Consider the following 16296-nt stretch of genomic DNA (forward strand, 5'->3'; position numbering starts at 1 on the left):
CGCACCCGGCCCGCGGCCGTTTCGCCCGCGTTCCCTCCCTCGGCCAAGCAGGTGAACCGCCCTGGCGATTCCCCGGTCAGCTCAGGGCGAACGATCACCCCTGGCGGGCGCCCCCGAACAGCGTCCTGATGCGCACCGCCTGCTCGGCGCGCTCGGCCGCCGCCTGTTCCGCGAGCGTGCGGCCCGCGGCCGCCTGCAGCAGCCTCTTGGTGGCGGCCGCCGCGTCCCGGTCGGTCGTCAGCAGCGACGAGGCCAGCTCCCGGGTCGCCGCCTCCAGTTCCCCTCTGGGGACGACGCGCTCGGCGAGGCCGATGCGGTGCGCTTCGCCGGCCTCCACCACGCGCGCGGTCAGGCAGATCTCCACGGCGCGCGACAGGCCGACGAGATCGACCAGCGGCTTGGTGCCCGTCAGGTCGGGGACCAGCCCGAGCGCGGCCTCTTTCATACAGAACTTGGCGTCGTCGGCGATGACCCGCAGGTCACAGGCCAGGGCGAGCTGGAACCCCGCCCCGATCGCATGCCCCTGCACCGCCGCGATCGACACGATGTCGGGGCGGCGCAGCCACAGGAAGCCCCGCTGCGCCTGTTCGATGCGCTGCTCGAACGTCTCATCGTCGAGGGCGGCCGCGGACGCGAACGAGCCCTGCCCCGGAACGCCCCCTGGGTTGAACATCCGCACGTCGATGCCGGCTGAGAAGGACGGCCCCTCGCCTCGGACCACGACGACGCGCACCTGCTCGGGCAGCGTTGTGCCCATGTGAGCCAGAGCGGACCAGGTGGCGAACGTCTGGGCGTTCCGCCTCTCCGGCCGGTCCAGTGTGATCGTCGCGATCTCGCCGTCCACCTCGAAGCGCAGACCGATCTCTGCGAGCTGTTCGCTGTCAGGGGCTCCGTCAGCCTCGCCACGCACCCCTCCGGCGCGCCTCAGCGCTCCATGCGTGCCCGGCTCGGCTTCGTCGCTCGCCGAGATGTCCGCCGCACTCCCCCCTGTCGCCGCTTCCGCCATCGCCCGCTCCGTCCACCAGTCGTCATCCCGTCACGCCCGAACCCAGTGCAGGTTCCAGAATGAGATTCTACCGGCGCGGGCGGGACGGGCTTCGGGTGAAACGGCACGAGCGGCTGCGGTCGCGCGTATCCGAGGCGTCCTCTAGCGCTTGGACTTGCCCCGGGTGGCTCCGCCACGTCCTCGCAGAGTCACGCCGGACTCGCTGAGGATGCGGTGAATGAACCCGTATGACCTGCCGGTCGACGCGGCGAGCGCACGGATGCTCTCACCAGCGGCGTACCGCTTCTTGAGATCGGCGGCCAGTTTTTCACGGTCGGCCCCGGTCACCCGGGTGCCCTTCTTGAGAGTCTCGGCCACGAGTACCTCCTGTAGTGCCAGACTTCCGCAGCGTTACTCACGCCATGATCAGTCATTTCAGCCGGATCGGCTACCTACTCCATGGGAAAAGATCCGTACCCGCTCAAATTAAGATCAGGCAAGTGCCACAAGATCGGAAAATTCATCGCTCCAAGCGTCTTCGACTCCGTCCGGCAGCAAGATCACCCTATCTGGTTGTAGGGCCTCAACAGCACCTTCATCATGCGTAACAAGGACAATCGCCCCCGAATAGGACCTTAACGCTGAAAGTACCTGATCGCGGCTGATGGGATCGAGGTTGTTCGTCGGTTCGTCCAGCAGCAGGACGTTGGCGCTCGACAACACCAGCGTGGCCAGGGCCAGCCGGGTCTTCTCGCCTCCCGACAGCACCGCCGCCGGCTTGTCGGCGTCGTCCCCGGAGAACAGGAACGAGCCGAGGACCTTGCGCAGTGCCACGTCGGGCACGTCAGGACCGGCCGAGCGCATGTTCTCCAGCACCGTGCGGCCGGCGTCCAGCGTCTCGTGCTCCTGGGCGTAGTAGCCCAGCTTGAGGCCGTGACCGGGCCTGACCTCGCCGGAGTCGGGCTTCTCCAGGCCGCCGAGCATGCGCAGCAGCGTGGTCTTGCCCGCGCCGTTCAGGCCGAGCACGACGACCCTGCTGCCCCGGTCGACCGCCGCGTCGACGTCGGTGAAGACCTCCAGCGAGCCGTAGGACTTCGACAGACCGGTGGCCGTCAGCGGGGTGCGCCCGCAGGGGGCGGGGTCGGGGAAGCGGAGCTTGGCGACCTTGTCGGTGCGCCGCTCCTCCTCCACGCCCGCGAGCAGGCGCTTGGCCCTGCGCTCCATGTCCTGCGCGGCCTTGGCCTTGGTGGCCTTGGCGCGCATGCGGTCGGCCTGCGAGAGCAGCTGGGACGCCTGGCGCTCGGCGTTGGCGCGCTCGCGCTTCCTGCGCCTTTCGTCGGTCTCGCGCTGGGCCAGATATGTGGTCCAGCCGACGTTGTAGGTGTCGATGACGCCGCGGTTCGCGTCGAGGTGCAGGACCCGGTTGACCGTCGCTTCAAGAAGCCCGACATCGTGGCTAATAATGATCAAACCGCCCTGGTGTGATCGTAAAAAATCACGAAGCCACCCGATTGAGTCCGCATCGAGGTGGTTTGTCGGCTCGTCAAGCAGGAGAGTCTCCGCTCCGCTGAACAGGATGCGGGCGAGTTCGACCCGCCGCCGCTGGCCGCCGGACAGCGTCTGGAGGGGCTGTTTGAGCACGCGGTCGGGCAGACCCAGGCTGGAGGCGATCGAGGCGGCCTCGGCCTCCGCGGCGTACCCGCCGAGGACGTGCAGGCGGTCCTCCAGGCGGCCGTAGGCGCGCACCGCGCGGTCGCGCGTGCGGGTGTCGGCGGAGGCCATGCCGAGCTCGGCCTCGCGCAGTTCGCGCAGCACCTCGTCCAGGCCTCGGGCCGACAGGATGCGGTCGGAGGCGATCACCGACAGATCGCCGGTACGGGGATCCTGGGGGAGGTAGCCGACGCTGCCGGTGGTGGTCACCGTCCCGGCGGCGGGCAGGCCCTCGCCGGCGAGGACCTTGGTGAGCGTGGTCTTGCCGGCCCCGTTGCGGCCCACCAGGCCGATGCGGTCTCCCGGGTTCACCCGGAAGGACGCCCCTTCGATGAGCAGGCGGGAACCGGCGCGCAGTTCGATGTCTGACGCGATGATCATGATGAGGGAACACTCCCAGAGCGGGGAACAAGGTCGAAGAACGTGCTGGCGGTGGTTACCGGAATGCGGCGGGCCGGCCGGGCGGCCCGGCCCCGCTTCGTCGAGTGCGCCGATCAATCGGGAGTGCGCATACGCCTAGTGTACGGGCACCTTCCAGCGGGTCGATGGCCCACGCGCCCCCGCCGGTTCCCGGCCCGCTTCAGCCGGCGGCGAGGTCACCCCGTTCCCGGCCGCCCCGCGATGCTCGGGACAGGCGATGGAAGAAGCCGAAGGGGGAGGAAACGGCGGCCCGCCGGTGGCGACGGCGTACCGCCCGCCGGGGCGGCCGACCGGCATCGGCGCGGCGCCTGCCCGTGACAGACCTACGGGTCGAGCAGGCGGACGCGGACGGCGCGGAAGGTCTCGGGGGTTTCCTGGAGTACGGCGAGCCGCGGGTCGGGCACGTCCAGGAAGGGCGCGGCCTCCAGCGCGAAGATCGGAGCGAGCCGCCGGTCCGCGCGCAGGGCGTCCACGGCGCGCCGGTCTCCCCCGAGGACGACCGCGTCCAGCTCGTCCGCGCGGGGCGCCAGCACGCGCGCGGCCACGTCGGCCGCCGCCTGTGACGCCTCACTGGCCTGCTTCTCCCTGCGGCGGGCGAAGCGGTGCTGCGACCAGCCCCCGGCCGCGCTGCGCCCGTGTACCAGGCGCGAGCCCACCTTGGAGGCCACCAGCCGCCTGCCTTCGAACACTCCGGCCGCGTGCCCGCCGAGCCGTACGAGCAGGACCCCGACCATCCGGTCGGCCGCCGCGTGCGCCACCAAGGCCGGTAGCGGACTCTCACCCTCGGACCCGGCGGGGAGCGGCGGGAAGGGCACGAAGAGCTCGGCGACGGCGCCGTCGGGGGCTCGCAGGCGCACGACATCGTCCGCCAGGACCGGCTCGGCGGTCCCGTGCCGTCCGGCGAACCCGCGCAGCCACCGCTCCAGGCGTTCGGGCGCCACGGAGACCCACCGTCCCCCGCCCGCCGCCGGTCGTCCCGCCATGCCCAGCGACAGTACAGGACGGCGCCCGACAGCCGAGGCCGACGGGCGGCCGGGCGGCACGGGCGGCGGAGGCGGGGCTCCGGCGGGGCGATCTTCGGCTACGTGGCGTGACAGGGTTTCCGACTGTCGGTAAAGGAATCCTTCCTTCCAACAGTGGGAGAAATATCAGTGAATTCCACCTTTTGGCGGCCTTCTTACCGATAAACCCGCAGCACAATCCATGGGTGACGGTCCCCAGAACCTCCTCCCCGGCCGCCTCGATCCTGGCGACCGCCACCCGTACCGACGCATCCCAGGGAGCCTCGATGGCCCCTCCGGCTTCACCGGGATCTCCCGGCGCCTCCCCCTCCGGTCGCCACGGAGCCGCCCCTGGCGGTCCCGAGGCGGCCCCGCCGCGACTCCCCACACCCTCCCCCGCGCCTTCCGGGCCTCCCGGGTATTCAGCACCTCCCGGACCTCCCGCGCCTTCCGGGTTTTCCGGGCTTTCCGGGCTTTCCGGGCTTTCCGGGCCTTCCGGGCCTTCCGGGCCGTTCGGGCCGGGGACGCCGGGAGCGGCGCGTGCCGCCGCGGTCTTCTTTCCGATCGTCGATCTGGACACCGGAGGGGTGATCGCCGTCGAGGCCACCGCCGAGGCGGCCTCCATCAAGATCTCCGGGGACGTCTCGGGGACCGTCGCCGGCGTCTACGCGGCCGCCCGCGAGGAGGCGCTGCTCCCACTGCTGCTCACCGTGCCGCCGGCGGCCGTGGTCCAGGGGTCGGCCGCCCTCGCCCCCCTGCACGAGGCCATGCGCGCCACCGGCCGCCGTCCCCGCGAGGTGATCCTGGTGATCACCGGCGACGTCGCGGCGCCGGACCGGCGGGCCCTGCTGACCGGCGTCGACGGCCTGCGGACCATCGGCTACCTGGTCGCCATCGGCGGCCTCGGCACCTCGCACGTCCCGCTCGACCTGATCGCCGACGCCGCGCCGTACGCGCTGGTGCTCTCGCCGGACCTGATGGAACGGGTGCCCCGCGACCCGCGGCGCAACGCCGTCGGCGAGGCGGTGGCGCACATGGCCAAGAGCATGGGCGTCCACGTCCTGGCGCCCCAGGTGCGCGACGAAGCGCAGCTCACGACGCTGCGCGGCTGGGGGGTGCGTCTCGCCCAGGGGCCGCTGCTGGCCCCGCTCGACTGGCGGCCCTCACACGGCAGGGTGTACGTCCCGCTGCCGGTGCCCGCCGAGCCGCAGGCACCGGGGATCGACCTCGGCCCCCGCGTACAGGAGTTCCTCATGCCGGCGGTGACGCTGGGCATGCACGCCACGGCGGAGGAGGTGGTGGAGGCCCTCGGCACCGAACCGTCGATCACCAGCGTCATCCTGGTCGACGAGTACCAGCGCCCGCGGGGAAGCGTGGAGCGCAGCCGCTTCCTGCTGTCGATCGCCGGTCCCTACGGGCACGCCCTGCACGCCAAGAAGCCGGCCCACCGCCTGGCCGACCCGCCCCGCGTCGTGCCCAAGACCACCCCCGCCATAGCGGCGATGCAGGTCGCGGGCAAGGACACCGCCCGCGTGTACGACGACCTGGTGGTCGTCGACGAGGTGGGCCGCTGCATGGGTGTGGTCCACGTCGGCGACCTGATCCGCCACGTCGCCGACCACCAGCCCGCTCATCGCTGACCCGAGACGCCGCCTTTACATTGTAGATTCCCAGTCGGCCGGAGCTCCCCCGGCCACGCCCGCAGGACGCTTCACGACCGGCGGGCGGACGCGAACGTGAAGGAGTCCTCACGGCTGCCCGCCGTCCGGTGACCTTGGCCGGACGACGATGTCTTCTACCGCGTGCGCGGGCCGAGGACGGATCGGCGCTGTCCGACTGGCTGCCCTTTGTGCGGGTTCACAGCGATCGCCATCCGGTGGCCTGGCCCGTCCGAGCGCTCTGCGGCGGGGACGTCACGGCACAACTGCGCGGGCGGCGCGGCGTTGCGCCTTCAGCTCCACTGGAGGCGGGTCTCGGACGACTCGCTACCCGTGGCGAAGGCGAAGCCCTTGTCCGGCTGGAGCCGGTAGAGCCGGACATCGCCGGTCCGGGCGGCGTCGCCCAGCTGGTACCAGGTTCCGTCCTCGCGGGTGAGCTGCCAGCCATAGACCTGTTCGAAGGCGGTCGCCACGGCCTCCCTGGTGGCTTGGTCGGTGACCAGGCTCGCGGTGCCTTCGATGACGTAGTCCACGGCGGTCAGGGTTTGCACGCCGAACTCGGGCCACAGGTCCGTGACCGGGGTGTCGTAATCGATGAGACCACCCTCTACGAGCAGATGCGCCAGCACGGCCGCCACGTTCTTGCCGGTGGAGAAACTGAAGATCGGCGTTCCCGAGGTGAGCGGCCTCCCGGTGGCCGGGTCGGCCGTACCGGCCACCGCGTCGACGATCAGCGCGCCATGGTGATAGACGGCAACCTGCACACCGGTCTCCGCGTCGGTCTCGATCAACGTGTCGATATGACGCTGGATCCGGTCTTGTATCCCACTCGTCGCCACCCCCGTCACCTCCCCCGCCGCGCGGAGGAATCACTTCTCCGGTCCGACGGAATGTGACGCATCGCTCACCGCCCTTCGGGGCTCGTGGGTGAGGGGTGGCGGTTTTAGAATGGCGTCGATGAACGAGCCGAAGCGCCGCAAGCCGCCCGTGTCGCGCAGGCGCCCAGGCCGTCGTGAGCCGTTCGTGGTGTCCCCGTCATGGCCCGGGGCGGTGTAGGTGAGCTTCGCGCGGTCCTATCGGCCGGCCGAAGGCGACGCGGTCACCCTCGGCGTCGAGGAGGAGTTCCTGATCGTCGACGCTCTGGATGGACGCCCCGTCCCCGGCAACGCACGGCTGCTGGACCAACTCGGCGGACCGCGGGACGCCGAGTCCGCGCGCGTGGCCGGGCGGCGCGCCGACGCGACCCCGGAGACCGGCTCAGGCGACCCCGCGGCGGCGGGTCCGGGCGTTCCCGAGCCGGTGGAGGCCGGGACAGGGTTCGAGGCCGAGCTGCTGGCGTCCATGATCGAGACGGTGTCCCCGGTACGGACGGACCTGGGCGGGCTTCGTGAGGTGCTGGCCGCGGGCCGTGCCCGGCTGGGACGCGCCGCGGCCCAGGTGGGCCTGCGCGTCCTGGCCGTCGGTTCTCCGGTCATCGCTCCGGCGGTCCCCCGCGCCGTCTCGGACAAGACGCGGTACCGCGAGCTGCGCGATCTCTACGGGCTGCTCGTCACCCAGCAGGAGACGTGCGGGTTGCACGTCCACGTGGGCGTGGCCGACCGCGAGATGGCGGTGGCGGTGGTCGACCGGCTCAGGCCCTGGCTGCCGACCCTGCTCGCGATCTCCGTGAACTCCCCGTTCTGTGACGGCGCCGACACCGGGTACGCGAGCTGGCGCACGGTCGCGCTGTCGCGCTGGCCCGCGACCGACATCCCCCCGCATTTCTCCAGTGCCGCGCACTACGACCAGGTGACGGACATGCTGCACCGCAGCGGCGCGCTGGTCCGCTCCGCGCACCCTTACTGGCTGGCCAGGCCGTCGGCGCGGTTCCCGACCGTGGAGCTCCGGGCCGCGGACGTCGCCGCAACCGTGGACGAGGCGGTGCTCCAGGCCGCTCTGTCACGCGCGCTGGTGCGCACCGCCTGCGCCGAACTGGCGGCGGGCGGCGGCCCCGGCGACCCCGGCGACCCCGGCGACGCGGAGACCCTGCGGGCCGCCCTGTGGGCCGCGGCCCGGTTCGGGCTGAACGGTGACGGCGTGCATCCGAGGACGGGCGCCCGTGTGCCCGCCACCGCGCTCGTGGACGAGATGCTCGACCGCATCCGTCCCGCGCTGCGGGAGACCGGTGACGAGGAGGAAACCGACCGGCTGCTCGGCGCCCTGGCCCGCGCGGGCACCGGCGCGGAACGCCAGCGCGCGGTGTTCGCCCCCGACACCGGCCGGGACGGCCCCGCACACCTGATCGAGGCGTTCGACATCGCGGCCGAGACCGGTCGGACGGCGCGGGACGGCTCGCCCGAGGGGGCGACGGAGGTCAGCCGGGGGCGGGGATGGTGAATGCGCCGAGTTGTCCGGAGTAGCGCTTGGGCGGGGGCGGCGCGTACTCGCCGCGGCAGCTCGTACGCAGCCCGAGGCGGACCAGGGACTCGACGAGCGTGGTGGCGGCGGTCACGCCGTCGATGACCGGGACGCCGAGGCGGCGGGAGATCTCGCCCTGGAACGCCGCCATGCCCGCGCAGCCGAGCACCACCGCGTCGCTGCCGTCGGTGTCGAGGGCCGCGGCGCACAGTCTGGTCACCACCTCGCGGGCGTCGCCATCCGGACGGTCCAGATCCAGCACGGGAATGTCGCAGGCGTGCACGCCGCGGCAGGCGGCGGCGAAGCCGTACCGGTGCGCGAGGTCCCAGGCGCGGCCCGCCGTCCTGGACAGGGTGGTCACCACGCTGAAGCCGCGTCCGACCAAGGTCGCGACGTGCATGGCGGCCTCCGCGACGCCCACCACCGGACCGGACGCCAGCTCGCGTGCCGCGTCCAGGCCGGGGTCGCCGAAGCAGGCGATGACGTATCCGTCCGTCCCGTCCCGCTCGCCGGCCGCGACCTCGGCGAGCACGCCGGGCACGGCGAGCGCCTCGTCGTAGTGGCTCTCGATCGACTCGGGGCCCATGGCCGGGCGCACGGCCACGATCGTCGTGCCCGGCCCCGCCACCGCCCGGGCGCATCGGCCGATCGACTCGGTCATGGCCTGGGCGGTGTTGGGGTTGATCACGCGGATGCGGGTCACGGGCGGGGCGGCGTCGCGGTGTCCGGGGCGGCCGCGTCCACGGCCGCCTGATCCCCGGCGGCCCCGCCCACGACGGCTCCTGGCGGGACCGATTCCTCCGGGATCGCTTCGGGTGTGACCGTTCGGTCCGGGACGACCGCTCGCGCGGCGGCCCCGTCCGAGGCGGCGGCGAGGTCGCGGTCCAGGCCGGTGATCCGGGGCGAGACCCGCTCCAGCGCCGTCAACGCCACGAAGCCCAGCCCGCAGCCGATGAACCAGCTGTAGTCGGCGATCCAGGTGAGATCGGCCGTCGTCAGTCCGAGGTCGAGCAGGAGCTTCGGGACGAGCACCGAGGCGATGGCCGGCAGACCGGCGGCCACGGTCGCCCAGACCGCGTTCGGGTTGTAGCCGCCGCGGAACCAGTAGCGGCCGGCCCGGTCGAGCGTGAACAGCTCGTCCACCCACACCCGCTGCCGGGAGCACACGTAGTACCCGGCGATCAGGATGCCGAACAGCGGCCCGATGAGGGCTCCGAGCAGGCCGAGGGTGTAGTGGATGGCGTCGGGGTTGCCGTACCAGTTCCACGGCGTGAGCAGCACCGACCCGACCGCCGCGATCATGCCGCCGGTGCGCCAGCTGATACGCCTGGGGTTGACGTTGGAGAAGTCGAACGCCGGGGAGATGAAATTGGCGACGATGTTGATCCCAGGGGGAGGCGCTCGGCTTCGGCGACTCCATCCCCGTCATGCTGGGAGCGATCGCCCTGGTCGTCTCCTACTTCTCCGGGCCGATGCTCAACTTCGGGGACTTCTCGCGGTACGGGCGCCGGGCGGCCCGGCGAGTGGAACGGCGGGTGGAGCGGCAGGCGGGACGGCGGGCGTGACGACGGCGGCGTGCGGCGGAGCGGCCTCCGCCACGGGGGTGACCATGTCGTGTGCGTGACTGGGAGGGGGTGACACACTGGATTCGGTCATTTCGCATCCCTGGGCGAAAGGTGCGGTGGACGGACATGTCCTGATCAGGGACCGGCAGTGCGGTGCGCGCACGCGTACGGTTGAGAGGAACGCTCAACCAACACCGTTAATCTATTGCTTAACACCCGGCGGCGAATTTCGCCGGCGTTAATCCCTTATGACAATCGGTGTGGAGGTCATGGCCGGCCCCGCGAACGTCGAAGCCATCAGCAGTGAACGCCTCGGCCGGCGGCTTCGCGAGCTCCGCACCCGGTCGGGCAAGTCGCTCCGGGCGGTCGCCCGCGAGCTCGGCATCTCGCCGAGCGCCGTCTCGCAGATCGAACGCGGCCTGATGCGGCCGTCGGTGAGCAGGCTCATCGCCTTCGTGTCGGCCGTCGGCGCACCGCTGGCCGCCGTCTTCGACCTCTCCGACACCAAGGAGGCCGGCACGGGCCTCGGCTCCGGCGGTCCGCCCGGCTCCGCGGGACGGGATCATCCGGCCGGCCAGGCCGGATCACCCGGACCTGGCGGCCCGGCCCGGCCCGCCGGGCAGGAGGGCCCCGGCACGACCGGGCAGGACGCCGCCGGCGAGGGAACCGGGGCCACGGGCGCCAGCAAGGACGCCGCCGCCGGGCAGGGCGGGTCGTTCACCGTCCGGAGGGCGGGCGAGGTGGCGCCCATCCTGCTCGGCGGCGGCGTCGCCTTCCGCAGGCTCTCCCCCGAGCCGACCCCCGGGGTCGACTTCTTCGAGTCGACCTATCCGCCCGGCGCGGCGTCCACCGCCCATGGCAGGTTCCACGAACACGACGGGTACGAGGTGGGCACCGTCGTGACCGGCGAGCTCACCGTCGAGTTCGAGACCGAGGTCGTCACCCTGTCCGCGGGCGACTCGATCACCTTCGCGGCCAGCCGGCCGCACGTCATCGGCAACCGCTCCGCGACCACGGCCGTCGCCACCTGGCTCATCGTGCACCGCTGACGAAGGACCGGGCGCCCGGAGCAAGACGCGCGAGGCCTTGCCGGCCTATCGCGGCGCCGTGGCGCCGATCACCGTGCCGCACCCGGTCCGGGCGACGGTGACGCGCTTTCCTGCGGGCCGGGACGGCAGGAGGCGGCGACGCTGAAACCGCTCTGACCGGTGTAGCCGATGAGCCGCGGGTGGCCGCAGGCGGGGCAGCGGGTCTGGCGCAGCGCCGAAGGACGGTGGTGGCGGCGGCATCCGAGGCACATCAGGACTTGGGGTCGTTTACGCAGGACATCTCCCATCAAGGTTCACCTACCCAATTGCGTGAATTGGAAATTGGTCAATTCATTATAGGGTTGCGTAGATCATGTCGGCCATCTCGGCGTCCGCGCCGGGTGCGAAATTGTGATGAGATGGCCCGTCGGCTCCATGAGGACGGGCGGACGCGACGAACGTACGCTGAGGTGAGAGCCGGGGACCGGCCGCGAGGGGGGATCGGTGAGCACGCCGCTCTACCAGTTGAAGGCGGAGTTCTTCAAGACGCTGGGGCATCCCGCTCGCATCCGCGTGCTCGAGTTGCTCAGCGAGCGTGACCACACGGTCGCCGAGTTGCTGCCCGAGATCGGCATCGAGGCCGCGCACCTGTCCCAGCAGCTCGCCGTGCTCCGCCGGGCCAACCTCGTCGTCTCCCGCAAGGAGGGGGCGACGGTCCACTATTCGCTGACCAGCCCTCTGGTCGCCGAGCTGCTCAGGGTGGCGCGCCACATCCTCGCCGACATGCTGTCCGGCCAGGCCGAGATCTTGCAGGACCTGCGCGCCGCCGAGACGCCCGAGCGCGGCTGAGCCCGCCGGTCCGCCCTCTCCTCCCCGCACGGCGCGCGTCACAGGTCGTTGCCGGCGTAGGACAGGTTGAAGCTCTTGTTCACCAGGGGGAAGTCGGGGACGATCGCGCCGCTCAGCGCGACCGGCAACGCGGGCCAGTTGAAGAACGACGGGTCCACGATCTTCACGCGGGCGAGGGTGCCGTCGGGAGCGAGCTCGACCCGGTGGACGATGGTCCCGCGCCACCCTTCGACGATGCCGACCCCCGAGGCGGTCCCGGAGACGGTCCCGGACGCGCCACCGTCCGCCGTGGTGTCCGGCGGCCGGGCGGTCTCCCCTCCTGGGGACGTCCCGCCGAGCAGCCGGATGATCAGCTCGACGGACGCCGCGACCTCGCGCGCCCGGACCTGGAACCGGGCCGTCACGTCCCCGGAGTCGCAGGTGACCGGCTCGAACGGGCCGAGGTCGAAGAACGGGTGGTCGCGGCGGGCGTCGCCGTCGACGCCGCTGGCCCGGGCCACGTAGCCGAGCACCCCGAGGTCCCTGGCGGCTTCGGCGGTGAGCACGGCGGTACCGGAGAACCGGTCGGCGACGACGGTGTGCCCGAGGGCCAGCTCGGCGATCTCCGCGACGTCGGCGGCGACGGCCCGCAGCTCCGCCGGGTCCGGCAGGGCGCGCAGCGCCGCGCCGTCCGGCGTCACCCCGCCGCGCAGCAACCGGTGCCCGGTGACCTCGTCGTTGATCCGCAGCAGCCGCTCGCGCACGCGTCCGGCCTGGGCGTTGAGGATGCCGTGGGCCACGTCGTTGCACAGCGCGCCGAGGTCGGTGACGTGGTTGTACAGGCGTTCCAGCTCCAGCAGGACGGCCCGCTCGCGCCCCGCCTCCACGCTGACGACACGGCCGGTGGCCTCCTCGACGGCCAGGCGGTACGCCAGGGCGTGTCCGACAGAGGTGTCGCCGCTGATCCGCTCGGCGAGTGGCAGGGCCGCGTCCGGGTCGCGCCCGGCGAACAGCTTCTCCACGCCGCGGTGGACGAACCACAGCCGGGCCTTCAGCTTCAGGATCGTCTCCCCCACCACGGAGAACCGGAAGTGGCCGGGCTCGATCAGGCCGGCGTGCACCGGGCCGACGGGGATCTCGTACACTCCCGGGCCGTCGACGGTGACGAACGGATAGGGCCCTTCCGGGTCGCCGAAGGCCGGCGGCGGCCCGGCGGCGGCGCGCATCGGATACCAGCCCCGCGGCCAGTGGTGGTGGCGGACCAGGCGGCGGGGCAGCGGGTGACCCGACGGCACGATGCCGTACAGGTCTCGCATCTCCCGCTCGAACCTGCCCGCGGGGAAGGACAGCGCGGCGAGGCTCGGGACGACCGGCTCACCCGGGTCGAGGTCGACGTGGAGTTCGGTACGCCGGTCCGGCGGGCCCGCGGTGAACAGGTACACCACCCGCAGTGCGCCGGGATCCTCGTGCGCGGCCACCAGGGCGAGCCGGTACCCGTCCGCGAGCAGCCGCCCGGCACGGCCGGCCAGCTCGCCGGTGGAGACGTGGACGATGACGCGTCCGGTCATGGTGTGGCTCCTGCCATGGTGGCGGCGGCCTCCAGCAACGGGCCCAGCGGTCCGGTGGTGAGGCCGAGGACGGCGCACCCGAGCAGCCCGGCGACCAGCGGGACGGCCGCGGCGGGCCCGAGCCGCTGCGGAACGGGCGGCGGAGGCTCGGAGACGACGGGGGCGCCGAGGAGCATGCGGCGGCCGGCCGACAGGACGGCGGCGCCGATGACGACCATCAGGACCAGCGCCGCGGCCACCGCCCAGCCGAGGCCGGAGGCGAAGCCGGCGCGGGCGATTCCGAGCTCGCTGGCGAACAGGCTGAACGGCGGGAGCCCGAGCAGCGCGAGCAGCCCGAGGCCGAAGGCGCCGGCCAGCAGCGGGTTCCGTGCGGCCAGCCCGCCGACCGCGGCGATCTTGCTGCTGCGGAACGCCTGGTGGAGGTGGCCGGCCGACAGGAACAGCACCGACTTGCCCAGCCCGTGCCCGAGCACGTGCAGCAGCACGGCGACCATGGCCAGGCGGCCGCCGACGGCGGCGCCGAGGGCCACCAGGCCCATGTGCTCGATGCTGGAGTAGGCCAGCATGCGCTTGTAGTCGCGCTGCGCCAGCAGCAGGGCGGCCGCGACCGCCAGGGACGCCAGGCCCGCGATGACCAGCAGCGTGCGCGTGAAGCCGGCGCCGAGGGCGACGTCGGCGATCACCTTCACCCGCAGGACGGCGTAGAAGGCGACCGACAGCAGCACGCCGGACATGAGCGCGGACACCGGCGCCGGGGCCTGGCCGTGGGCGTCGGGCAGCCAGGCGTGCATCGGCGCCAGGCCGGCCTTGGTGCCGAACCCGAGGACCAGCAGGGCCACGGCGATGCGCATGACCCCGGGGTCAAGGCCGTCCGCGGCGCCGGCCAGGACCGCCCAGTCGAGGACGCCCGCCGACGGCACGCGGGCGTGCACCGCCGCGTAGTGGGTGAGCACGATGCCGAGCAGGGCGAGGGCGATGCCGACCGAGCAGATCACGACGTACTTCCAGGCCGCCTCGACCGCCTGGCGGCTGCGGTGGTGCCCGACCAGGAAGGCGGTGAGGATGGTGGTCGCCTCCACCGCCACCCACAGCAGCCCGAGGCCGGCCGCGAGCACGGCGAGCGCCATCGCGGCCACGAACGCCTGGGTCAGCACGCCGTAACGCCGCCCGGCCCCATGCCCGGCGGCCGTCTCGCCGGCGAGGTGGGCGGGGCTCGCGAGCATCGCCAGCAGCGCCACCACACCGATCACGATGAGCATGAACGCGCTCAGCGCGTCGGCGCGCAGCAGCCCGCCGAGCGCCGTCCGGGGCCGCGCCGTGGCGGCCGCCGCCAGCGCGACCGCCGCGGCGAGCGTCCCGCCCGACGCGACGGCGCCCAGCCACGCGGTGGCCGGCCGCCACCCGAACACGGCGTACCCGCACGCGGCGAGCACATGGAACAGCACGGGCGCGATCATCAGCAGGGTCATGCCATCTCCTCATCCGCCGGCCGCGCATCGGCGGGGCGGGCGGACATGTGCTCGCTCGGTGGCATCAGTCGCGGAGCTCTCGTAGTTCGTCGAGGTCGGTGCCGCCGAAGGCGGCCCGCATGCGCGTGGTGAGCACCTGGAGCACCAGTACGGCGAGCAGGACGTCGAGCGAGACGCCGAGCTCCACCACCATCGGGACGCCGCTCGTGGTGAGGAAGGCGGTGGCGGTGATGGCGTTGTCCATGAGGAGGAACCCCACCACCTGCGACAGCGCCCTGCGCCGGGTGACCAGGACGAAGAAGCCGACCAGCAGCACGGTGAGTGCCACCGGCACGGCCTGGGTGGCCGGTGTGGGGGTGAGCCGGACGATCGGCTGGGAGACCGCGTAGGCCAGCATGGCGAGCACGGCGGCCACCAGCAGGGAGGTGGCCACGTTGACCAGCGGCCTGGTCTCGCGGCCCTCTCCCCCGGCCACCAGGGCGCGGCGCACCAGGTGGGGCAGCAGGCCGGCGCGCAGCCCGCCGACCGCGACACCGGCGACCACCAGCTCGGCCGAGCCCTCGTGGAGGCCGAGCACGATCACCAGCGCGCCGAGGGCGGCTCCCTGGACGGCGAACAGCCGCACGATGGCGGCCAGGTCGCGCCGCCACAGCACCAGCACCCCCGCCAGCAGGAACGCCCCGCAGGCGAGGTCGAGAAGGGGCACGTACACCGAGTCGGTCATGTCATCTCACGCGAGGAAGAAGGAGGCTGCGACGGCGAGCAGCGCCAGCATGAAGGAGCCGGCGAGCAGTTCGGGGATGCGGAACAGGCGCAGCTTGGCCATGAACACCTCGCCCGCGGCCAGCAGCACCCCGAGCACGGCGACCTTGAGCACCAGCGCCGCCACGCCGAGGAGCACGGCGGCCGGGCCGGCGCCGGCGGTGGCGATGCCCCAGGGGGCGAACAGGCCGGCCAGCAGCCCGAGCAGCACCGACAGCCGCATCCCCGACGCCCACTCGATGAGCGCCAGGTCCGGCCCGGCGTACTCCAGGATCATGGCTTCGTGGATCATCGTCAGCTCCAGGTGCGTCGCGGGGTTGTCCACCGGGACGCGGCCCGTCTCGGCCAGGGTGACGACCGCGAGGGCGACGGCGGCGAGCAGGCTGACCGGGGAGATCACCTCAAGTGGTTCGTGGACGGCGGAGGTGACGATCGCGCCGAGGTTGGTCGATCCGACCCGCACCGACAGGGCGAACACCGACAGCAGGATGGTGGGCTCCACCAGCGCCATCACGGCGACCTCGCGGCTGGCGCCCATGCCGCCGAACGCGGTGCCGGTGTCCAGGCCGCCGAGCGCCAGCGCCACCGACCCGAGGGCGAGCAGCGCGGTCACGGCGAACAGGTCGGCCACGCCGTCCAGGGGGGACAGCGTGGTGACGAGCGGCACGACCGCGGCCACGACCAGCACGGTGCCCGCCAGCACGAACGGCGCCGCGCGGAACACCCAGCCGGTGCCGTGCGGAGTGATCGGCTCCTTGCGGGCCAGCTTGCGCAGGTCGCGCCAGGGCTGGGCGACGCCCGCGCCCGCGCGGCCCTCCAGCCGGGCGCGCACCTGCCGCATCAGCCCGACGAGCAGCGGCGAACCCGCCGCCACCAGCAGCACCTGGGCCACGGCCCCGACCATC

The 16296-nt window shown here is 72.7% G+C and carries 16 protein-coding genes; 5 read left to right on the top strand and 11 right to left on the bottom strand.

Annotated features, from left to right (window positions below; all coding sequences use genetic code 11):
• Window positions 1-94: 94 nt before the first annotated feature.
• From ACZ6QO_RS28505 to ACZ6QO_RS28520, 4 genes are all read right to left on the bottom strand, one after another.
• Window positions 95-1006: an enoyl-CoA hydratase/isomerase family protein gene (locus ACZ6QO_RS28505; RefSeq protein WP_465854938.1), complete on the bottom strand. Its 912-nt coding sequence runs from the start codon at window positions 1004-1006 to the stop codon at window positions 95-97.
• Between the two features lie 141 nt (window positions 1007-1147).
• Complete coding sequence (locus tag ACZ6QO_RS28510) at window positions 1148-1363, bottom strand: helix-turn-helix domain-containing protein (protein WP_093173121.1); 216 nt, start codon at window positions 1361-1363, stop codon at window positions 1148-1150.
• A gap of 114 nt (window positions 1364-1477) precedes the next feature.
• On the bottom strand, window positions 1478-3076 hold the full coding sequence (locus ACZ6QO_RS28515) for an ABC-F family ATP-binding cassette domain-containing protein (RefSeq protein ID WP_465854941.1): 1599 nt from the start codon (window positions 3074-3076) through the stop codon (window positions 1478-1480).
• A gap of 362 nt (window positions 3077-3438) precedes the next feature.
• A complete protein-coding gene (locus tag ACZ6QO_RS28520) occupies window positions 3439-4098 on the bottom strand; it encodes an acVLRF1 family peptidyl-tRNA hydrolase (RefSeq protein WP_465854943.1) in 660 nt (219 codons plus the stop codon).
• Between the two features lie 605 nt (window positions 4099-4703).
• Between ACZ6QO_RS28520 and ACZ6QO_RS28525 the strand changes: the two genes are divergently transcribed.
• On the top strand, window positions 4704-5756 hold the full coding sequence (locus ACZ6QO_RS28525; protein WP_465854945.1) for an EAL domain-containing protein: 1053 nt from the start codon (window positions 4704-4706) through the stop codon (window positions 5754-5756).
• 311 nt (window positions 5757-6067) lie between these two features.
• Here the strand turns inward: ACZ6QO_RS28525 and ACZ6QO_RS28530 are convergent, their stop codons facing one another.
• Window positions 6068-6622, bottom strand: coding sequence for a serine hydrolase domain-containing protein (locus ACZ6QO_RS28530; RefSeq protein WP_465854946.1), 555 nt, complete (start codon window positions 6620-6622; stop codon window positions 6068-6070).
• 208 nt (window positions 6623-6830) lie between these two features.
• Here ACZ6QO_RS28530 and ACZ6QO_RS28535 point away from each other — a divergent pair, with 208 nt between their 5' ends.
• Complete coding sequence (locus ACZ6QO_RS28535; protein ID WP_465854948.1) at window positions 6831-8150, top strand: carboxylate-amine ligase; 1320 nt, start codon at window positions 6831-6833, stop codon at window positions 8148-8150.
• Here the strand turns inward: ACZ6QO_RS28535 and ACZ6QO_RS28540 are convergent.
• A complete protein-coding gene (locus tag ACZ6QO_RS28540) occupies window positions 8128-8859 on the bottom strand; it encodes an aspartate/glutamate racemase family protein (RefSeq protein WP_465854950.1) in 732 nt (243 codons plus the stop codon). The two genes, ACZ6QO_RS28535 and ACZ6QO_RS28540, sit on opposite strands and share 23 nt — an antisense overlap.
• Before the next feature lie 11 nt (window positions 8860-8870).
• Window positions 8871-9557: a cytosine permease gene (locus ACZ6QO_RS28545; protein WP_465855159.1), complete on the bottom strand. Its 687-nt coding sequence runs from the start codon at window positions 9555-9557 to the stop codon at window positions 8871-8873.
• A 41-nt stretch (window positions 9558-9598) separates the two neighbouring features.
• Between ACZ6QO_RS28545 and ACZ6QO_RS28550 the strand changes: the two genes are divergently transcribed.
• The 3 genes from ACZ6QO_RS28550 to ACZ6QO_RS28560 all read left to right on the top strand — a co-directional run bounded on the left by ACZ6QO_RS28550 (window position 9599) and on the right by ACZ6QO_RS28560 (window position 11613).
• Window positions 9599-9736 carry a hypothetical protein gene (locus tag ACZ6QO_RS28550; protein WP_465854952.1) on the top strand — a complete coding sequence of 46 codons (138 nt, stop codon included), beginning with the start codon at window positions 9599-9601 and terminating at the stop codon, window positions 9734-9736.
• A gap of 269 nt (window positions 9737-10005) precedes the next feature.
• Entirely contained in the window at window positions 10006-10785 is a 780-nt protein-coding gene (locus tag ACZ6QO_RS28555; RefSeq protein ID WP_465854954.1) for a helix-turn-helix domain-containing protein, read from the top strand.
• A gap of 483 nt (window positions 10786-11268) precedes the next feature.
• On the top strand, window positions 11269-11613 hold the full coding sequence (locus tag ACZ6QO_RS28560) for an ArsR/SmtB family transcription factor (RefSeq protein WP_465854956.1): 345 nt from the start codon (window positions 11269-11271) through the stop codon (window positions 11611-11613).
• Window positions 11614-11651: 38 nt separating this feature from the next.
• On the opposite strand, the gene ACZ6QO_RS28565 is transcribed toward ACZ6QO_RS28560, so the two are convergent.
• The 4 genes from ACZ6QO_RS28565 to ACZ6QO_RS28580 form a co-directional block, all read right to left on the bottom strand.
• The gene (locus ACZ6QO_RS28565; protein WP_465854959.1) at window positions 11652-13160 is read right to left on the bottom strand and encodes a hydrogenase large subunit; all 1509 of its coding nucleotides are present in this window, start codon (window positions 13158-13160) and stop codon (window positions 11652-11654) included.
• Window positions 13157-14629, bottom strand: a complete 1473-nt coding sequence (locus ACZ6QO_RS28570) for a proton-conducting transporter transmembrane domain-containing protein (protein WP_465854961.1) — start codon at window positions 14627-14629, stop codon at window positions 13157-13159. Before ACZ6QO_RS28570 ends, ACZ6QO_RS28565 begins: the two co-directional genes overlap by 4 nt.
• Before the next feature lie 64 nt (window positions 14630-14693).
• The gene (locus ACZ6QO_RS28575) at window positions 14694-15353 is read right to left on the bottom strand and encodes a hypothetical protein (protein WP_465854962.1); all 660 of its coding nucleotides are present in this window, start codon (window positions 15351-15353) and stop codon (window positions 14694-14696) included.
• Window positions 15354-15359: 6 nt separating this feature from the next.
• The gene (locus ACZ6QO_RS28580) at window positions 15360-16295 is read right to left on the bottom strand and encodes a respiratory chain complex I subunit 1 family protein (RefSeq protein ID WP_465855161.1); all 936 of its coding nucleotides are present in this window, start codon (window positions 16293-16295) and stop codon (window positions 15360-15362) included.
• Window position 16296 lies beyond the last annotated feature (1 nt).

The organism is Sphaerisporangium sp. NPDC049457 (assembly GCF_055586705.1).